The following is a 17,434-nucleotide window of genomic DNA, read 5'->3' on the forward strand; positions in this document are numbered from 1 at the left end:
ACCGCCCGCGCTGCAACCCCGTTCGTTCGCAGTAACGCCATTAGCACCGGACCTAGCGAGAATTCTCCGCGGCGCGCCTTCGCCGTCAAATCTCTGAGGTAACCACCCGCCGAGTTGATGTGGCCTGCCCTCTCCAGGATGCACGCCATTGTCGCAGCAGCATTCTCCGGCCCCATGGCTTCGCAGGCATCCTGGTAGGCGCTCGGACTGACGCCGAGCATCGATCGAACCACGACCGCGGCCGCCATCAGCTCCCGCCAGCTCGAAATCGCCCCGCCTGGCCCGTACATAGCGATCTCCGGGCAGGCTTGCAGCACCATCCCCAAAGAAAACGCCTTTATCGGCTCGCGCTTCGTTCTCGGTTCCGTCTCAGGTTTCGCCCCCTGCTCGTTTTCAGAGCTAGGTTCAAGTTCATGGATGGATTCGGTATTTGAATTCTGTATGTGACGCTCATCTGGAGCATCATTGGCGCTCATTTTTTCCGAATTCATCTGAATTTCCAGCAGATTGAGGATCTCAGCGCGCAACATCGCCATTTCGTCGAGCATCGCGGCCAGATCACCGATGACCGGCGTGCGCGGAATACGGCCGACGAGCTCAACATACATCGCTTCAATCGCTCCCCAGTCGCCGGAAGCGCCCTCCTCCATGGCGGCAGAAATGAGCTTGCGAACATCCCGCCGGCAGACAGTGAGCGCCTCTTTGGTGCGACGGAAATGCGCGCGATCAGCGGCCACCTGTTGAGCCATTTGCGCGAGTTCTTCCGCACGGGCGAGCAAGGGCGACAGATCGAAGCCATAGGCATCCTCGATCTCCCCTGCCCGGTCTTTACGGGCGTAACGCTTGCCGTTGGCGCTGTCCTTGCGGACGATCAGGCCGGCGTTGACGAGAGCAGCCAACTGACGGCGCAGCGTGGCGCCAGCAATGCCGTGGGCACGCACAGAAAGCTGTGCATTGGAGGGGAATACGATCATCGCCCGATCCTGCGCCAGCTCGCCTTCCGGATAGAACGTCAACAGGGCATCGAGAACGGCGAGCGCTCGGTCCTGGATACCGAGCAGCGCCCTCGCCTCCGAGGCGTCGCGGAACACTCTCCATTTCTCGACCGATTTGCCCGGCTTGATTTCAGCTGTGGCGAGCTGCCTTTTTACCAGAGCAAGCGTCATCGGCCGCCGCCCAAAGGGCGTCGTCACACTTCCAACCTGCATTTTCCTTCACCTCTTAGAAGGCAAAAGAAATCTGCTCACCAAAACGATGCCAAAGACTCTTGACGGGGATTCGTGGAAATGCGATTCTCAGATTGCTACATACGAGAAGGGCTTCCACGACGGAAACGTTTGGGGGGCCTTTTTCTTTTGCGGTTATCCTCCGAATTAAACCTGTCCAGCCCTCACTGGCTACTCTGCTGCATGAACTGATCGTGCAGGCTCTCTATTTGCTTCGCAACGAAGTCGACGAACCCACTAGGGACAGACTTGTTGAAAACAAGTTTTGAGCCGGATTTTCCATGACTCACTTTGCCGAGCATCAGACCGTGCGAAACTAGCTCGCCTGCGTCAACTGTCACATGTGATAGTTCTCTCTCGCGGGAAAGCGCTTCCAAGACGCTCGCAAAGCGAACGTTGCTATCGCCATTGCGGACTTCGTCGTTGCTGAGTGCATTCTTCGCGGCTTCAAGCGGCGCCGCATGCGCTGACCATTTGGTTTCGAAATCGACCCAACGACGACGGCCGACTTCGGGTGCCGGTCCAATGTCCTGGACGATCTCGCGCGGCAACGCGGTTGCGAGCCGGATCATCTCTGACACATGCGATTTGCCGGTGCTGAGCGATTTGCAGATGATATCGCGACCGTAGCCTGCAACCTCCTGCGATTGGGCAAACAGGCATCGTTCAATGAATGAGAGATCGTTGCGATTGCTGTTTTCCTCGCCTTGGAGAACGATGGCATCTTCGTCGCTCAAATCTCGTGCGATCGCCTTGAACTTGATGCCGAGAAGCTTCGCCGCAGCAAGCCGCCGCCGGCCGAAGACGATCTGAAACGCCTTGGCCTCCCCTGCGAGCGATCGCACGAGGCCGGGTGTGCTTTGTCCATGCTCGCGCATCGACTGCATCAATTCGGCAATGTTCTCCGCATCATATGCAGAAGCAAAGCGATCCGGGATCGCGGATTCGAGAATATCGTCCGGCTCGATCTCGATGACCTGGCCGCCGTCCTTAAGTAACCGCTCGGCGAGCTCGCTGCGTTCCTGGATATGGCGTACGCCAGCGGCGACCTTCATCAAGTGCGGTGAGGTCGAACGTTGTACTGCGCCTCTGTCTGGCCCGTTATCGAGCTGACCGAGAACATTGGCAAACAGGCCCTTGGAATCCTTCCTGCTCATTCTCTCCCCCAAGCCTTCCAGAAGAGGCTTTCCAGTTCGGCGTTGGCCGCGTTGATCGACTCGATCGCACGGTCGTAGGTTTTCGGCGCTGAGAACCGTGCCCGCTGCACCTCATAGAGGCTTTGCTTCCATGTCAGTGCATCTGCGACCGCAGTCGACTTGATAACGGAGTTCAACAGCAAATCTTCACCAAACACCTGCCGCATCAAAGCGGACATGTTTGCCTGTGGATGATCGTTGGGCTCGAACTTAGTGACCAGGAATTTCGCGAAATCCCATTGGGCGGCTGTCCCGACCTCGTCGAGGATCTGCATGTAGGACGCCGCAAGTTCGAGAAACTTCGCGGTCGAGTCGACATCCAGCATGTGCGCGGGAACAGGTATTACGACCCCTGTTGCCGCAGTCAGCGACGAGAGCGTCAGGAAGTTCAAAGATGGCGCGGAGTCCATCAGAATGAAATCATAGTTGTCGGCAACCTGGTCGAGCGCTTGGGAAACGCGCAGCAGGAAGCTTGTGCCACCAGCCCGACGCATTTCGAGCGCGACGGCAGTTTCGAATTCGGTGAGTTCAAGACCGGCGCAGATGACGTCGAACCCGGCGATATGCGTCTGGTGGATGATCGAACTGGTCGGAACGGGTTCGTCGAAACGGATTGCAGAATAGAGGGTGTCCCCTCCCCGGTAGTCGAAATCGGGAAGGTTACCGTGAAGTGCGGTTAGCGATGCCTGCGGGTCAAGGTCCACGGCAAGCACACGGTACCCGCGAAGTGCCAGGTAGTGACCAAGATGAATTGTCGTGGAGGTCTTGCTCGAGCCACCCTTGAAGTTGGTGACGGCAATGATCTGGCACTGCTCGTCGCCGGTGCGGCGCGGGTTCATCCATTTTTTGCGGCCGTTAGCGGCAAGTGCGAGACGCAGCTCAAGGACTTGCTCCAGAGTATAAAGACGTCGGCCGTTGGAGATTTCTGGCGAAGGCCCCGGCTCCTTGGCGGCGACCTGGCGGATATAGGCTTCAGTGACGTCCAGCAGCGCCGCCACTTCCGTCGAGCTGAACTTGCGCATGCTGCGCCGGGCGTCTGGCGGAAACTGGGCCATGCTGAGATTATTCAACGCCAGCTCAAGCTTGCTGGAAAAGTTCTCCATGAAGGAGAGGCTGCTGAGGTGTCGTGTCATAATGAGAATCCCCGGTGGTCAGTCTCGTCACTTAACCGCTCTTGTGGTTAACGTTTAGCTAACAACCACGTAACTACTCAAAAACCCGAAGTTTCGGATTTTCTCCGCAACTAACGGGTACTCCGATTCGGGTGGCTTCATCAAATGGGGTTGTGGATCGACACTTGGCATCGCAGCGATCCTCTGCCTGTTCCCCGCGGGGAACTTTTTCCGCATGGGCAACCAGGGTATCCGGGCCCCGTCAAAACAGTGCGGTCGTCTCCTCGCCCACTCGCGCCAATGGGCCGTAACGCGGCGACACAATTTGGCGGTCGAGACCGCCCAGCTAACCAATCAATGTGCGGGAGACGCGCTTCTCTCCAACTAAGACAACGGATCGCAGATGATCCGGCACAACTGCAGCCTAGGTTACGGTGCCGCCTGCAATGGGAAAGATGCAATCAGCCGTATGTCAACTCGACACACACAGAAGCACATTCGCAACGCTGTCCCGGTTCTGTTGAGTGAGGGCAATCTGGTCGTTGAATACCGAACGATCCCGATCAGGTCGAGCCTTTGCTGTGTCCCGCGATCGGGCCGGGACATCGAAGCCGGGACCGACAAGTTCACGGTACACGTTCTCAGTAACACTCTGCGTCGACGTTCGCGAAAGCGAATGCGCCCGGTACTCTATTGCTGGGCCCTCAAGTGGGCCATCGTCATCAAGAGCGAAGGCTTGGAGTATACGGCGGAGCAGCGCCTGTGCCGATAGAGTCGAACAGTCAAGAAAGCGCTTCTTGCGGGAAAGTGACGAAGGAACTGAACGCTCTATCGGACCGGCTCCTAGGCGGCGGCGGTGAAGGTTCCCCGCGGGGAACAACACGCGAAGTTGGTTCATCTTGCTCGTCTCTCAGGGGCAACCCAAATCTCCGTCAGGGCACTTTCAACGTTTCAGCTTCGGCCATCTCGCGTCCGGCGCTCACGCGGGCCAACGTAAAGACTGATCGAAGCTGTGAAGTTCCCCGCGGGGAACATCATTGCGCGAAGGAACTCCTCCAGAACGAATTCCGTGCATAGGCGCAGTTAACGGACTGTTTGAGTACGCATCCGATGGCCTCAGTGGATCAAGTCTCTTAAATACGGCCCAGCGACGCCATTTCGGCCTAAGGGTTCGCCTCGTCTGGGGCGTTTCTGATACAAACCGAGTCGTGTGTCATTTGCGAAAAGTCCCAGATCGCGATTGTCCGTCGAACGGTGGGAACTAGGGCTGGTCCCGGCCGGCGAGGGCAGCCCGGCCAGCGGGAAAACCGCTCGCAAGCCTCCGCCAAGTCCCATCGCCAGCATTCGCAGACTCACCCACGGAGGGAGACCTTGGGCAGTTCCGGGCCAATCCAGCGGGGAGCCGCCTAGGCTGTGGCCGGACATCGCCACCAGCAGAGCGGTTGATTTTTCCACACACCGAGCGTCCTGCCCATGAAGGGCCAACAACGCACAATCTTGCTCACAACCCCGCAATGCAATATGCTGCCACTCTAATTTACAGATTGCATTCTTTGCGGCAGCGACAGTTGGGGGACTGGCCGTGAGCGATGCTTCCATATCTCCGCGCTACGTTATCGGGAAAGTCGTAGCCGCTCTCATCATAGAGGTTACTTCCTGGTTCTCCAGCAATTATTCGATGGCGACGGCAGGTACGGGGAGGGGAGCGAGCCGGTTCCCTTGGCCGCGCTTTTCGGCCCGCGATGCGGCGTGCGCCTTGCAGGAGAAGCCTTCGGCAAACGCCTCGCCCTTGATCTCGGTACCGCCGCCTCGATGTCAGCAACTGTCGGGCGTTCAGGAGTGGTTATCGGAGGTCGCCTGGAAATAGCCGCCAATGTCGAGATCAAACGCCCTCTGTTTGTGCACCGTACGCATGAAGTTTTTGTGGAGCGTTCGTTCGAGCGGCAGACGCCGGCGGAGCGGCGCCCCGCACCTCAATGATGTTTTCATGTTCTGTCCTCACGCTCTTGGAAGAGGTCCGCCATGTCGCGTCAGACAGCTTCTCTCTAGATGTATGCCTGGACGCGAGATTCGAAATCCGCTTTGTCCGTTCCTTGAGCTCCAACCGCATCGTCCGCGCGCCAAGCTGGAGCTCGCGTATCGCGATCTTGCGTGCTCGAGTCTCAACTGTCGCTTCAAGTGAGCTGTACGGAAAGATGGCGTAGACAAGAGCTCATTCCATGGCCTCGGCGGCCCACAGTAGCGAGTTGAGCCGGCTCCGCTCCTGCCCGCCTCGAGGGTCTCGACAGTTTTGGGGCCGGACGCCAATGCGCGCGCCGAACTGCATGCCCATCATCTCGAGAGCGTCGCGAAGCGCGCGCACCGGCAGTGGGCGGTTTCTGTCCCACTGAGCGGCGCTCAGTTGTTCTTGATTTGCTCAACCGCAGTCACCATTAGCTCTTCCATGATGCCGCGAATCTGAAGATCTGACTGGGCGACGCCTGCCGCGTCGAAATCGGCACGTACCTTACGGAAGACATCGTTGTCTCCTGCTTCCTCGAAGTCCGCGCGCACCACCTCAGCAGCGTAAGCATCGGCGTCCGCGCCAGTTCGGCCGAGCTTTTCCGCGGCCCATAGGCCGAGCAGCTTGTTGCGGCGCGCCATAGCCCTGAACTGCGTTTCCTCGTCCATTGCAAACTTTTTTTCGTAGCCTTCCTGACGGTCCTTCATGCTGTTCATAGCTTGGCCTTCGGTTGGGGTGTGAGTTTGCGACCTTCATCCGACATCCACCAGATGACCGGGTAGTCGAAGTCGAGCATGGCGCGAATAGACGATACTGGCAAGACCGGATCGTTCATGCCGGTGGTCGAGCGGGCGGTCGCAGTTAGGCGCTCATCAGTCAGATTTTTGGCGCGGCGATGGCGTGAGACGGCGACCCACTCATCTGAAAGGGAGCAGAGAAGCCGTGGCTGACGATCGTGGCGCTGATCTTGATCAGCTTTCACCAGGCTCATCAGGCCGGGGCGGGACCTACGGTTTCCGACGGCGCTGGCTTGCAAGGCCCAGGGTTGCGCCGGCCCCATCTTGCTCGACCCGGCTCACGGTGTTTGCCGTCACTTTGGCTAGCTCGTACCTCACGCTTCGCACGCTGCGCCCTCCCCACAAAGCGCGTTCGATCGGGCTCAGCGCTTTTGGTTTGAGCACCCAACGATCGGATAAGCTCCGCAGGACATATTCACTTAGCCCCGCATTGATCGACCCGTCGAGAATGCCGAACATCACCCGTTCCTGCAAGGCGGAGTCCTCGGAGGCTAGCACGCCGATGAACAGGCTCATGGTGGACCCAATTCCATAGAGCTGCGATACCCCCTATTTTCGGCTCCAACTCGCCGCTGCTGGAAGCTCGGCCAGACCGGTCCGCACCATGATGATGACGGTGCCAAAGACGCCGATGAGTATGCCCATTATGAGGCCGAAGCCGCACCCGGCGTCAATGGTTCGACAAGCTTCGCCGGTGTCACGCCGGCGAACGAAACGCCCGCATTTGCAAAGCCGAATATAGGCACGATGAAAAAGGCGGCCGGCCTCTGAAGCCCATGTTCGAGCTTGTCGAGCGGCGAAACTGTGGGCGACGCCTCGGGTGCTCGTCTCGAAACACTTGATGACGGACAATCCCCCGTCATTGAGCAACGATCAACTCTATGCTTGCCGCAGTAAGGGCTTCTACTATCTCTGGGGCGGGTGGATTTTCCGTAACGACCGTATCGATTGCCGAAAGCGGTGCAACCTCGAAGACCGCGCGTCGATTAAATTTGCTCTGGTCGACGAGCACCGTGATGCGATCAGCACGCTCGATCATTGCCTTTGCGACCTCCGCTTCCTGGAGATCGAAGTCCATTATGGAGGTAGTGTCGATAGCGCCGACCGTCAGAATGACGTGCCGCGCACGAAACTTGGCGATCTGCTCCAGTGCGAGGGGGCCGAGGCTTTCTCCCGCGTCCGCTCCGTAGGCCCCGCCGATCAGGAAGACCTTGTGGCTGGCATTTCCGGCGACGGTTGCCGCAATCCGCGGCGAATTTGTAATGACGACAAGCGATTGTAGTTCGACAAGCGCCTCCGCCATCGCGACGGTCGTGCTTCCTGTGTCGATAAAAAGCGAGTCTCCTGAGGCGACGAGGTGGCAGGCCGCCCTGGCAATCCTCTTTTTCGCGTCGGCGTTCTGCGCCAAGCGTTGAGCGAAGGGATCTTCTGTCTCGATTGCGTCGCTGCGAGAAATAGCGCGCGCTCCGCCATGAAATTTTCGTAGCTTGCCCATCGCATCGAGCCGGGTCAGGTCGCGGCGAATGGTCTCGCGCGAGACGCCGAGCCGGGCGGCGAAATCCTCGACCGCCATCTCGCCTGAATTGTCAAGGAGCCGGGATATCTCCTCTCGGCGCTTCGATGGTTGCAAGATATCTCTCCCCGGTTCGGAAGCGCCGTCTTGGGCAAGAGGGCATCCGTTGTCATGTTTGCGAATTATAAGGGAGCTTGGATGTTCGGGCAATTCAGATGCGCAAAAAGCGCCTGAACCGTCATTGAAACGAGCATAAAAATTCCGAACGGGCATCGATGTTCAAAATGTGTCTTTTCTTTGGCGGAAAACAAGTTACAGTAGCGGGTGACGTCATCACGTGACAATCAAAGCGCATCGCTAGCCGGGCCATCATTGTGGGAGTTGGCGAAATGCATCGCCCGTGCGCGATGGCCGCTAGAGCAAATGGAGGGCCACCGCGCAGAAGTCTTACCCGATCTGAGCTTCGGCGGATGCCGACAGGCGAGCCCGTGCCGGGAGTTTGCTCATTGAGCGGCAAGTCGGCTGCCGTTGTTTCGCAAGCGTACTGAGCAATACCGTCTCTTTCGACATGGCGGCCTCATTCCAAGCTTCTTTTAGCAATGGAGCGAATGCGTGACCTCAGGAGTGACCGACAGAAGCGCAAGGGGGCGTGCATGCGCGGACTGATCACTGCCTATGTGAGGGCGACCGAGAGGATTTCCGACTATGTGGGCTATCTGGCGGCTTCGCTGATATTCGTCATGGGCGCTACCCTTCTCTTCGATGCCATCACACGAAACCTCGTCAGGATGCCGGTCCACTGGGCAGTGGAACTCACGCAGTTCACATTGGCCGCCTACTATTTCATGGGCGGGCCGATAACGCTTAAAAACAACGATCATGTCCGGATGGACCTCTGGTACTCGACGCTGTCGATACGCGGCCGCGCCAAGGTGGATCTTGCGACCGCCGGCTGCCTGATCTTCTATCTCGGCGTTCTGTTGGCCGGCTCGATCTCCAGCCTCATCTACGCGATCGAGACGAACGAGCGGCGCTTCTCCATCTGGAACCCTTCCGTTATTCCGATCAAGTCGCTGATGGTGGCCTGTCTCATTCTCATGCTGATGCAGGCCGTCGCGCTAGTCTGCAAGCATGTTGCCGCGCTGCGCGGTGAGGAATTGCGATGAACTATGAAATGATCGCACTCCTCATGTTCGCCTCCATGGTGCTGCTGCTTGCAACCGGCCAGCGCGTATTCGCCGCGATCGGCTTCGTGGCGTCCGCTGCAGCACTCCTGCTTTATGGGCCCGGCTCGATCGAATTGCCGTTCAACCAGGTGTTCAAGCTGTTCAACTGGTATGCCATGCTGACCCTGCCCATGTTCATATACATGGGCTACATCCTGTCGGAGTCCGGCATTGCCGAGGACCTGTACAAGATGCTGCATGTCTGGTTCGGCCGCGTACGCGGCGGGCTTGCCATAGGCACGATCTTCCTGATGGTCATCATCTCCGCCATGAACGGACTTTCGGTCGCGGGTATGGCCATCGGAGCGACCATCGCGCTGCCGGAAATGCTCAGGCGTGGCTACGACAAGATCCTGATTTCCGGTGTCATCCAGGGTGGCTCATCGCTCGGCATCCTGATCCCGCCTTCGGTGGTGATGGTGCTTTATGGGATGATCGCCCGCCAACCGGTCTCCAAGCTCTGGTTCGCCGGCCTTGTTCCCGGCCTCATGATGGCGGGCCTTTTCATTCTCTATGTCGCGCTCCGCTCGCGCCTTAATCCGAAACTCGCTCCTACGGTCGCCGACGAAGAACTCAATATGCCGCTCCGCGAGAAGCTGGCGCTGGCAAGGGCAGGGATCATTCCCTTCGCCATCTTCTTCTTCATGACTGGTCTTTTCGTCTTCGGCTACACGAGCCTCGTTGAGAGTTCGGCGGTAGGTGCTACCTGCGCGACGCTGGCCGCGGTGCTGAAGGGGCGCTTCACATGGAAGCTGGTGCGCGAGACTTCGATGAAGACTCTCGCGGTCTCGTGCATGTTCCTGTGGCTGATCCTTGCCGCTCTGGCCTTCGGCGCGGTCTTCGATGGCCTTGGCGCAGTGAAGGCGATCGAAACCCTATTCATCCGCCAATGGGATCTTTCGCCTTGGGCCATCATAATCATGATGCAGTTGAGCTTCCTCGTCATGGGAATGTTTCTGGATGACACGGCTATGCTGGTGATCGTGGCGCCGCTCTATATCCCGTTGGTCAAACTGCTGGATCTCGGCTTCGATAACCAGCTCATCTGGTACGGCGTACTCTACACCATCACGTGCCAGATCGCCTACATCACTCCGCCCTTTGGCTACAACCTGTTCCTGATGCGCTCGCTGGCGCCAAAGGAGATTACGTTGGTCGACATCTATCGGTCGATCTGGCCATTCGCCCTCATCATGGCTGCGACGATCGTCCTGGTCATGCTCTTCCCACAGTTGGCGCTGTGGCTTCCCGACCATTTGAACGTGAAAGGCTGACCAAAAACCCCAGATCAACCAGAGGAGAACAGAATGACAAAGGACACGAAGGTACCAAGCGCATCGCAGGTGATCCTGTCCACCCGCCGTCATTTCCTTACGAAGACTGGTCTCGGCGCCGGTGCAATGGTTGCCGGTTCCACGCTAGCAGCACCCTACGTCAATGCCCAAAGTGGCCCGATCAAGTGGCGCCTTCAGACCTACTCCGGCGCCCCGCTCGGCGCGCATGTGATCAAACCCCAGATCGACGCCTTCAACGCCGCTGCCAATGGCCAGATGGAGATTGAGCTCTTCTACGCCGATCAGCTCGTGCCGACGGCCGATCTGTTTCGGGCGCTGCAAAGTGGCACGCTCGATGCCGTGCAGTCGGATGAGGCGACCATGGCGTCCCCAGTCGATATTGCAGTTTTTGGCGGATATTTTCCCTTCGCCACACGCTACAGCCTCGATGTCCCCGCCTTGTTCAAGTATTACGGGTTGAAGGAAATCTGGGAAGAAGCATATGGGGAAGTCGAGAACGTCACCTGGCTCTCTACTGGCGCCTGGGACCCGTTGCACATCTTCACCGTCAACAAGCCGATCCGCAGCCTTGCCGATATGCAGGGCCTTCGCGTGTTCGGTGTTCCGACCGCCGGGCGCTTCCTGTCGCGTTACGGACTGGTCCCGGTGACGATCCCCTGGGACAACGTTGAAGTCGCGATGCAGACGGGAGAACTGGACGGCGTGGCCTGGTGTGGGTTCACCGAAGCCTATGAAGTGGGATGGGCTGATGTGTGCAAATACGCTCTGACCAACTCCGTTACGGGCGCGTGGTTCGGCAGCTATTTCGCAAACACCCCGAGCTGGCAGAAGGTACCACCTCACCTGCAGGAGCTCTTCCGCATTACCATCGACCAGTCGCACTACTATCGTGACGTCTGGTACTGGGGTGGCGAGGCGAGGCTGCGCGTCGAGGGAGAAAAGATGGAGCTGACGGCTCTGCCGGACGAGGAGTGGGCGCAGGTCGTCAAAGACTCCGGAGGCTTCTGGGACGAGGTGGCCGCTTCGAGTCCCCGCGCCGGAAAGGTCGTCGGCGCATTCAAGAAGTATGCCGAGACGATGCAGAAGGCCGGCTACCCCTATCGCTGAGCCCAAGTCGCCAATCTGGTCCGCCCCGCCATGGGGCGGATCGCGATCGTCGCCTGCTGCAACCGAATTTTGCCAAAAACCCCATGCGATTGACCGTCGCCAGAGTGGAAAGGGGACGTGATGCTCCAGACACCCAAATTTACCCCGCAAGATTGCTTCGACGTCGCGGTCATCGGTGCTGGCGTGGTTGGGTGCGCCGTTGCTCGCCGGTTTGCGCTTGCAGGAGCACGGGTGGTCCTGATCGAGAAGGGCCCGGACATTCTGTCAGGCGCTTCGAAGGCCAACAGCGCCATTCTGCATACCGGCTTTGACGCACCGGCCGAAAGCCTTGAGCTCCAGCTCGTTCGCGCCGGCAGGCAGGAGTACCTGGAGATCAGGGAGAGCCTCAATCTTCCACTCATAAAGACTGGCGCGCTGGTATGTGCCTGGAATCCTTTGGAGGCGGCAAAGCTGGAAGCGATCGAGGCACAGGGGCGGAAAAATAGCATTTGCGAGCTGAAGTTGCTGACGAGCGCTGAGGCGCGCAAATCCATGCCCGGGCTTGCCGAGAACCTCGTCGCGGCTCTTGAGGTGGAGGGCGAGCACGTCATCGATCCCTGGTCTGCGCCTCTGGCCTACCTGACGCAGGCTTTGGCACTGGGGGCCGTCTTCCTGCGCAACGCCGACTTGCTGAACGGTCGGTTCGACGGTGAATGGACGCTGAAGACTTCCGCTGTCACCGTGGTCGCTCGGTCCGTCGTCAATGCGGCGGGGCTGTACGGCGACGTTGTCGACAAGCGGCTCGGTTTCGAGCCTGAGTTTCAGATCAGGCCGCGCAAGGGACAGTTCGTCGTTCTCGACAAGGCCGCCTTTCGGTACGTGCCGCGCATAGTGCTGCCGGTTCCAACTGAGATCACCAAGGGTATCGTAGTCTGCCCGACGGCCTTCGGCAACGTCCTCGTGGGCCCGACAGCGGAAGAACAGGATGATCGCGTCCGCGCCACCGTCGAAAAGGATACGCTGCAGGCGCTGCTGAAACGCGGCTCGCAGATCGTGCCGGCACTTACCGGCATGCCGGTAACTGCGGTCTATGCGGGCTTGCGACCGGCTACCGAAAAGAAGGACTATCGCGTTTATTGCCGGCCGAAACAGCGGGCGATAACGCTCGGTGGCATCCGTTCGACCGGGCTCAGCGCAGCGCTCGGCCTGGCGCAGCATGCACTTGAACTACACGGGACATTTGGTATCGCCTTTGCGCCCCCGACTGACGCGCCACGTGTCGGCGTTCCCAACCTAGCCGAAACGGAGGAGCGCGACTGGCGAAGGCCCGATCATGGGGAGATCGTTTGTCACTGCGAACTCGTAACAATGCGCGAGATCGAGGCGACGTTCGGCAGTTCTGTTCCCCCGGGTGATTTCGGGGGTCTGAGACGCCGCACCCGCGCGGGGATGGGGCGCTGCCAGGGCTACTATTGTAACGCGCGTCTGGCCCAGATGACAAAGGGCCTGTTCGAGACGCCGCTTGCGGTTCCGGAGTTCGAACGATTATGAGTGACCTGCATGCGGACGTCATCATCGTGGGCGGCGGACCGGCAGGCGTTGCGGCAGCTCTCGAACTTCGCCGCTGCGGCGTTGAGCGTGTCGTGATCTTGGAGCGGGAGAAGTACCTCGGGGGGGCCACACGTCATTGCAGCCACTCGCCCTTCGGCATGCGTGAATTCGGCCGGGTATACTTCGGAGCCGCCTACGGCAGGCGGCTCGAACGGGAAGCTAGAACCGCGCAGGTCGATGTGCGCACCGGGCATTCCGTCGTCTCGCTGGGCGATGATGGTGTCGTGAGCGTTGTATCTGGCAAAGGGGTCGCCACATTCGCGGCTCGCCGTATCCTGGTTTCAACCGGCGCGCGCGAGATGCCGCGCTCGGCGAGGCTAGTATCCGGCGACCGGCCTGTGGGTATCGTCACAACCGGCACCCTGCAGTCCTATGTCGCCTGCCATGGTCTCATGCCGTTCACCCGCCCGTTGATCGTCGGCTCTGAATTGGTGTCGTTGTCCGCCGTCCTGACCTGTCTGTTCCATCGGGCGCGACCGGTTGCTATGTTGGAGCCCGAGCGGCATGCGATCGCACGCGCACCCTTCAACTGGTTTCCCGCCCTCGTCGGCATCCCGTTCCATAGCGGTGCGGATGTTGTCGATATCCGCGGAATGTCGCGTGTTGAGGCTGCCATAGTCCGCCTCCATAACGGCGGCACACAAACGATTTCCTGCGACGGAATCCTGTTTACCGGGCGCTTCACGCCGGAGGCCGCGCTTTTCGTGCAGTCTTCGATCGGAGTTGCTGCGGGCAGTGCCGGGCCGGCCGTTGACCAGGACGGTCGCACGGAAAATCCCCTCTACTTCGCCAGCGGCAACGTGTTGCGCGCCGTTGAGACTGGCGGCTGGGCTTTCCGCGAAGGCACAGCAGTGGGTGCGGCGATTGCGTTAGACCTGGACAGGCGAGGGGAGGCCGGCCGGCCGGTTGCGCTCACCTTCGATCCGCCGGTGAAGCTGGTGGTGCCGCAGATCTTGCGACAAGTCGAGCTGAACGCGTCCGCCTTCCGTCAATTCCAGCTACGCTTCAATCGACGCTGTCGCGGTGTCCTGTCTCTCGAACTCGATGGCCGCCAGGTGTGGCGAAAGGCCCAGCACTGGATGCCGGAACGACGGGTCCTAGTACCTATTCCGGACGCTGCACGCCAAGCACAGGCAGTCCATTTTCGCTTTCGGGAGGATTAAGGAATGCGCGTTGCGGCCATAGACCAGGGCACGACATCGACCCGATGCCTTTTGGTCGAGGACGGCGGCGAAGCGCGGACTGTCGCTGCCATTCGCCACACGCAATTCCATCCGGCCCCCGCATGGGTCGAGCACGATCCGGAAGAATTGCTAGGAAACATCCGCACGGTACTCAAGAGGGCCAGTCCCGTGGATGCCATCGCCATCGCCAACCAGGGCGAAAGCTGCCTTGCCTGGGATGGTGTGACCGGCGAGGCTCTGTCGCGCGTCATCGTCTGGCAGGATGCCCGTACGGCGGACGTTCTTGCCGAGCTGGATGCTGGCGCGCAGAGGCGCTCGAGGGCCGTATCAGGACTGCCGCTTGACCCGTATTTCTCAGCAAGCAAGCTTGCCTGGCTGGTGCGGAATTTACCTGCGGTAAGGTCGGCGCTGGCGGCCGGTCGTTTGCGGCTCGGCACGACCGACGCCTTCTTTCTCGACCGCCTGTGCGGGACCTTCTCGACCGACGTCGCAACAGCGTCGCGGACGGGACTGCTCGATCTCGACAGGCAGATTTGGAGTGCAGAAATGTGCGCCCTGCACGGTGTGCCCATCGAATGCCTGCCGCCGATCGCTCCGGTCGACGCTGGGTCCGGAACCATCGACGGAATACCGGTTAAGGTCTCCATCGTCGATCAGCAGGCGGCCCTCTATGGGCACGGGTGCCGCCGGCCCGGTGACTGCAAGATCACGTTCGGCACCGGCGCCTTCCTCTTGGCGGTTGCCGGCAACGAACGTCCATTGGCGGGGGGCGGCCTGCTTCCGACCGTTGCTTGGCAGCGGCGCGAAGAAAGGACCGTCTTCGCCATTGAAGGCGGCGTCTACGACGCTGGCGCCGCAGTCGAATGGGCCCGCACCATCGGTCTGTTTTCGTCTGTGGAGGAACTGGACAGCTTTGACGGATGCTCGGCTTTGAGCCGAGGGCTTGCTTTCGTGCCGGCCCTGTCTGGTCTCGCCGCACCACATTGGGATCGCCTGGCGGCGCCTGTATTCATTGGAATGGACCACGCGACCAACAGCAGGGACATGGTGCGCACTGTGCTTGAAGGTATCGCCATGCTCACCGTCGGCCTGATTGAAGCCGCGGCCGATGTCATCGAAGCGGCTAGCGGAATTTCGATCGATGGCGGGCTTTCACAAAGCGCCTATTTTGTCCAATTCCTCGCTTCTGCCAGCGAGCGGCCGATCGTCGTGCCGGCTATGCATGAACTAACCGCTCTCGGCTTGGCGGAACTGTGCGGCGCCGACACGACCTCAGCTCGCGCGGCTATCACTACTTACCTTCCAGACGGATCGGTCACGAGCGAAGACCGTGAGCGGTTTGCCAGAGCTGTCGATCTCGCCCGCAACTGGAGAGGTGACAGGCGGAAACCTTTTCTCCAGGGCGTGGTTGCACACTAAGCGGCGTTTCGAAGCGCGCAGTGTCCGGCGCAAGCTTCGAATATCGTCGCGGATGAGCCTCTTTTGGCGGTGGTTTGAGGTGCAACCTCGAATCGATCACCTTGCGACCTTGTCGCGTGATTTGTCTCCCCCTGGGACGGCCGCCAACTTTATTCCAGGTAGACAGCCCTCGGCGTGCCGCTGTTTCACCGCTCGACATGCCGCCGAACTGCCGGGGCGGTCTATTACGATCGCTGTGTCAGGATCTTTGGCGGAGTTAATCTGTCGGCCGAGGTGGTGCACACGGTTGCCGTCAAGGCGGTGTGCAAGATCCGGATCGAAACGGTCTATCCCGCAACGGTCGGTCTGCTGCCATCCGTGCAGAGAACGGCCAGTATCTCGGCTTCATCTGTCCGGGCGAAATCATCGGTTCGTTGCAGTTCAGCAAACGCGCTACAGGAGCGGATGCTCTAACGAAGATCATCGCCTGTGAGCAGATAGACTGATCTGCGCTCGTTGGAGTACCTATACTGTGCGGCCTCCTGGATGGCGCTCCGCGCCGCATCGAACGCGATTAGACATTCAGCCGCTGTCGTGCGGGGGTAGTCGATTTCCACAAGGGCGCTCGATTCAATAAAGAATGGTACTTCGAACATCCCATCGTGAGCCAGGAAGCGAACGGCTTTCCTAGTTTCATCAAAGGTTCGGCTGCGATTTGGGAAGCTCAATGCCATCGTTTGAAATCTCTCACCGCTGTCGCTTGGCACTCCATTGTTCTTCTGGATATTGCATTGGCCATGGTCGGCCACTCCTAGATGCCGCCAAAGAATATCGAGACGGCGATCACGCCGACTGCGAATGTCACCGCTATCCAGGCGAACAGTCGCCGATAGTCGTATAAGTAGACTTGAGGGGGAATATGGTGCTTCAAGGTAATCTCCGTTTTCCTTAGGTGCGTATTTGTCGGCGCCTATTTGTGTTCTGGTCGACGATCCGTGGAACAGTCGGCTATCACCAGGTTTCAGAGTTTCCTCATGAAGCGATACCGACGCTGCAATCACCTCCTTAACCGAGTCTGGGCAATGGACGCCACGCCAGTAAATAATGCGCGCGTGACCGGCGAAGTGCAAACAAGTCAATGCATCTATTTCGCATTGAAATTAATGGGCTGATCAGCCATAAGTATAGGAAATATATGAGAGTACCGCTATATATTTCCGCACTAGAATAGGTAATCAACTTATCGCGATTTTCGTAATTTGCACGATAACATTAGAGTTTATATTTACTTCCGGTAGTTTGGAGCGCAAGATCTAACATCCGAGTTGCCATTACCTCAAGGTCTGAGTACGGCCACAAAGATTCCTCCAATCACTGTTTAAAGGGAGTCACGTCATGTCACGTGATCAGACCATTCAACGCGCAAAGCCATCCTATGGGGTTTCGTGCTTGGACTAATAGCAGCCCCAGTTGTTGCATTTACCGCTGGCTGGGTAACCACCACCGGCGCCAGCTCTCTTGCCATCGAAGCTGCGCGCGTGGATACGCTAGCGGTGATCTGCACGACGAATGCGGGACGAATGGCCACTGCCAGCAATACGGATCTCGCAACGATCAAGGGCTTTGATAATCGTGCGAAGCGCGATGAGTTCGTTGCCGCGGTGCTGGCCGACGTCCAGGTCCCAGACAATTTATACGGCCTCTCACTGATCAGAACCCATTTGCCCAGGCTCTTCGTCCGATTGACATGATGCGCCAGGGCTGGTTTTCGAGCTTTCGCCAGGCGTT

Annotated in this window: 17 protein-coding genes; 7 read left to right on the forward strand and 10 right to left on the reverse strand. The window is 59.1% G+C overall.

Going from position 1 to position 17,434, the window contains the following annotated elements; genetic code table 11:
- From repC to repA, 3 genes are all read right to left on the reverse strand, one after another.
- On the reverse strand, window positions 1-1,208 hold a 1,208-nt coding region (gene repC / locus ABIE33_RS35150; protein WP_429133653.1), incomplete at its 3' end, for a plasmid replication protein RepC.
- A 182-nt stretch (window positions 1,209-1,390) separates the two neighbouring features.
- Window positions 1,391-2,383, reverse strand: coding sequence for a plasmid partitioning protein RepB (gene repB / locus ABIE33_RS35155; RefSeq protein ID WP_429133655.1), 993 nt, complete (start codon window positions 2,381-2,383; stop codon window positions 1,391-1,393).
- The gene (gene repA / locus ABIE33_RS35160) at window positions 2,380-3,555 is read right to left on the reverse strand and encodes a plasmid partitioning protein RepA (protein ID WP_429133657.1); all 1,176 of its coding nucleotides are present in this window, start codon (window positions 3,553-3,555) and stop codon (window positions 2,380-2,382) included. The genes repB and repA overlap by 4 nt, the downstream gene beginning before the upstream one ends.
- Window positions 3,556-5,253: 1,698 nt before the next feature.
- Between repA and ABIE33_RS35165 the strand changes: the two genes are divergently transcribed.
- Window positions 5,254-5,514 carry a hypothetical protein gene (locus ABIE33_RS35165; RefSeq protein ID WP_429133659.1) on the forward strand — a complete coding sequence of 87 codons (261 nt, stop codon included), beginning with the start codon at window positions 5,254-5,256 and terminating at the stop codon, window positions 5,512-5,514.
- Window positions 5,515-5,931: 417 nt separating this feature from the next.
- Here ABIE33_RS35165 and ABIE33_RS35170 read toward each other — a convergent pair whose 3' ends face one another.
- From ABIE33_RS35170 to ABIE33_RS35190, 5 genes are all read right to left on the reverse strand, one after another.
- Window positions 5,932-6,252 (reverse strand): DUF1476 domain-containing protein, encoded by a 321-nt coding sequence (locus ABIE33_RS35170; RefSeq protein WP_429133661.1) that lies wholly within the window; start codon window positions 6,250-6,252, stop codon window positions 5,932-5,934.
- Entirely contained in the window at window positions 6,249-6,527 is a 279-nt protein-coding gene (locus ABIE33_RS35175) for a hypothetical protein (protein ID WP_429133663.1), read from the reverse strand. The genes ABIE33_RS35170 and ABIE33_RS35175 overlap by 4 nt, the downstream gene beginning before the upstream one ends.
- A gap of 16 nt (window positions 6,528-6,543) precedes the next feature.
- The gene (locus ABIE33_RS35180) at window positions 6,544-6,849 is read right to left on the reverse strand and encodes a hypothetical protein (RefSeq protein ID WP_429133665.1); all 306 of its coding nucleotides are present in this window, start codon (window positions 6,847-6,849) and stop codon (window positions 6,544-6,546) included.
- A 128-nt stretch (window positions 6,850-6,977) separates the two neighbouring features.
- The gene (locus ABIE33_RS35185) at window positions 6,978-7,196 is read right to left on the reverse strand and encodes a Na+/H+ antiporter NhaA (RefSeq protein WP_429133667.1); all 219 of its coding nucleotides are present in this window, start codon (window positions 7,194-7,196) and stop codon (window positions 6,978-6,980) included.
- A complete protein-coding gene (locus tag ABIE33_RS35190) occupies window positions 7,193-8,119 on the reverse strand; it encodes a DeoR/GlpR family DNA-binding transcription regulator (protein ID WP_429133669.1) in 927 nt (308 codons plus the stop codon). The genes ABIE33_RS35185 and ABIE33_RS35190 overlap by 4 nt, the downstream gene beginning before the upstream one ends.
- Window positions 8,120-8,499: 380 nt before the next feature.
- On the opposite strand from ABIE33_RS35190, the gene ABIE33_RS35195 reads away from it, so the two are divergent.
- The 6 genes from ABIE33_RS35195 (at window position 8,500) to ABIE33_RS35220 (ending at window position 15,667) form a co-directional block, all read left to right on the forward strand.
- Window positions 8,500-9,012 (forward strand): TRAP transporter small permease subunit, encoded by a 513-nt coding sequence (locus tag ABIE33_RS35195; RefSeq protein ID WP_429133671.1) that lies wholly within the window; start codon window positions 8,500-8,502, stop codon window positions 9,010-9,012.
- Window positions 9,009-10,346, forward strand: coding sequence for a TRAP transporter large permease (locus ABIE33_RS35200; protein WP_429133673.1), 1,338 nt, complete (start codon window positions 9,009-9,011; stop codon window positions 10,344-10,346). Before ABIE33_RS35195 ends, ABIE33_RS35200 begins: the two co-directional genes overlap by 4 nt.
- A 33-nt stretch (window positions 10,347-10,379) precedes the next feature.
- Window positions 10,380-11,474 carry a twin-arginine translocation signal domain-containing protein gene (locus tag ABIE33_RS35205; protein ID WP_429133675.1) on the forward strand — a complete coding sequence of 365 codons (1,095 nt, stop codon included), beginning with the start codon at window positions 10,380-10,382 and terminating at the stop codon, window positions 11,472-11,474.
- 120 nt (window positions 11,475-11,594) lie between these two features.
- Window positions 11,595-13,004, forward strand: coding sequence for an NAD(P)/FAD-dependent oxidoreductase (locus tag ABIE33_RS35210; protein ID WP_429133676.1), 1,410 nt, complete (start codon window positions 11,595-11,597; stop codon window positions 13,002-13,004).
- Window positions 13,001-14,227 (forward strand): FAD-dependent oxidoreductase, encoded by a 1,227-nt coding sequence (locus ABIE33_RS35215; protein WP_429133677.1) that lies wholly within the window; start codon window positions 13,001-13,003, stop codon window positions 14,225-14,227. Before ABIE33_RS35210 ends, ABIE33_RS35215 begins: the two co-directional genes overlap by 4 nt.
- Window positions 14,228-14,230: 3 nt before the next feature.
- Window positions 14,231-15,667: an FGGY family carbohydrate kinase gene (locus tag ABIE33_RS35220; RefSeq protein ID WP_429133679.1), complete on the forward strand. Its 1,437-nt coding sequence runs from the start codon at window positions 14,231-14,233 to the stop codon at window positions 15,665-15,667.
- Between the two features lie 449 nt (window positions 15,668-16,116).
- On the opposite strand, the gene ABIE33_RS35225 is transcribed toward ABIE33_RS35220, so the two are convergent.
- Complete coding sequence (locus ABIE33_RS35225; protein WP_429133683.1) at window positions 16,117-16,380, reverse strand: DUF1488 domain-containing protein; 264 nt, start codon at window positions 16,378-16,380, stop codon at window positions 16,117-16,119.
- A gap of 659 nt (window positions 16,381-17,039) precedes the next feature.
- A partial coding sequence (locus ABIE33_RS35230; RefSeq protein ID WP_429133681.1) for a hypothetical protein occupies window positions 17,040-17,434 on the reverse strand: 395 nt, incomplete at its 5' end.

Origin of the sequence: Ensifer sp. 4252, assembly GCF_050434565.1 — a bacterium.
Taxonomy (GTDB): domain Bacteria; phylum Pseudomonadota; class Alphaproteobacteria; order Rhizobiales; family Rhizobiaceae; genus Ensifer.